Here is a 1,689-nt window from a genome sequence, read left to right on the forward strand (position 1 = left end):
CTGCCGATCATCAAGGTGTTGCTTTCAAAGCTGGGGCTCGTTGGTGTCGTATGCGCATCCCGGACGAGACTCGTGATCAACTTGCCGTGAAGTTCGCGGTGTTGTTCCCACACCTAGACGAACGGCAGAGGCGGCTGCTGATGGCCGCGGAGGCCCGAGGACTGGGCCATGGCGGCATTCGGGCCGTGGCCCGGGCGGCCGGGGTGAGCGGGACAACGGTTCGCAAGGGCATGTCCGACCTGGAGACAGGCCAGTTGCCGATCGGGCGGGTGCGGCGGCCGGGCGGCGGACGCAAACGCGTCGCGGACCTCGACCCTGGACTGCGGGGTGCCCTGCTGAGCCTGGTCGAGCCGGACGAGCGTGGTGATCCGATGTCGCCGTTGCGGTGGACGACGAAGTCGACCCGCACGCTGGCGTCCGAGCTGACCCGTCAGGGTCACCGGGTCGGTGCGGACACCGTCGCCGGTCTGCTGCGGCAGGAGGGGTTTCGACTGCAGGCCAATGCCAAGACGCTCGAGGGCAGCCAGCATGCCGACCGGGATGCCCAGTTCCGTTATCTCAACGAGCAGGCACGTGATCACCGGGATGCCGGCCAGCCGGTGATCAGCGTGGACACCAAGAAGAAAGAGCTGGTCGGCGACTTCCACAACCATGGCCGTTCCTGGCGGCCCACGGGCAATCCGGTGCCGGTCCGCATCCACGACTTCGCCGATCCGCTGCTGGGCAAGGCCATCCCTTATGGCGTCTACGACCTGGCGGCCAACACCGGCTGGGTCAATGTCGGCACCGACCACGACACCGCCGCGTTCGCGGTGGAGTCGATCCGCCGCTGGTGGCACGGTCAGGGCCGGGCCGACTACCCGCAAGCCTCCCGGCTGCTGATCACTGCCGATGCGGGCGGGTCCAACGGCTATCGCACCCGAGCCTGGAAACTCCACCTCGCCCGCCTGGCCGCGGAAACCGGGCTGGTCATCACGGTCTGCCACCTGCCGCCGGGCACGTCGAAGTGGAACAAGGTTGAACACCGGCTCTTCTCCCACATCACGATGAACTGGCGTGGTCGCCCGCTGACCAGCCACGAAGTCATCCTCGAGTCGATCGCCGCGACCACCACTCGAACCGGACTGCGGGTGAAGGCCGAGCTGGACACCAACACCTACCCCACAGGCGTCGGTGTCGGCGACGCGGAGATGGCGGCCCTGCCGCTGACCCGGCACACCTTCCACGGCGAGTGGAACTACGCCCTGCACCCCCAGCCGGGACCGGCCGCCCCGGCAGCCCACAACGGCCGGCCACCGACACCGCCGTGGAGTCCATCTCTCCTGTCCGACCCCGAACTGACCGGCCTGGCCCCGCACCAGTTACAGCACCTCATCCACGCCCTGGCACCGGCAGGAGACACCCGGCGCGGCCGCCCGCCCCGGCTCACCTTCCCCGACCAGGTCCTGGCCACCGTGCTCCACCTGCGCGTCAACCTGGCCGCGGAACCTCTTGCCGTTCTGTTCAACAGCAGCCGCACCGCAATGCACCGCACCCTGCTGAAGACCAGGAAACTGCTTGAAGCACAGGGCATCACCATCTCGCCGGCCATCACCCCACCGACCGCCCTGACGGCCCTCCGAGCCCGAGTGGCCGCCCAAAGCAGCACCCCCGACATTAAGATCAAAGTGACAGGTTAATGATCGGCAG

1 protein-coding gene is annotated in these 1,689 nt (G+C 67.9%); it reads left to right on the top strand.

What is annotated here, in order from left to right; genetic code table 11:
* Window positions 1-50: 50 nt before the first annotated feature.
* Window positions 51-1,679 carry an ISAzo13 family transposase gene (locus tag OO54_RS40780; RefSeq protein WP_033212745.1) on the top strand — a complete coding sequence of 543 codons (1,629 nt, stop codon included), beginning with the start codon at window positions 51-53 and terminating at the stop codon, window positions 1,677-1,679.
* The last annotated feature ends 10 nt before the right edge of the window (window positions 1,680-1,689 follow it).

It is taken from the genome of Streptomyces wedmorensis, from assembly GCF_000716445.1.
In the GTDB taxonomy this organism is placed as follows: Bacteria; Actinomycetota; Actinomycetes; order Streptomycetales; family Streptomycetaceae; genus Streptomyces; species Streptomyces wedmorensis.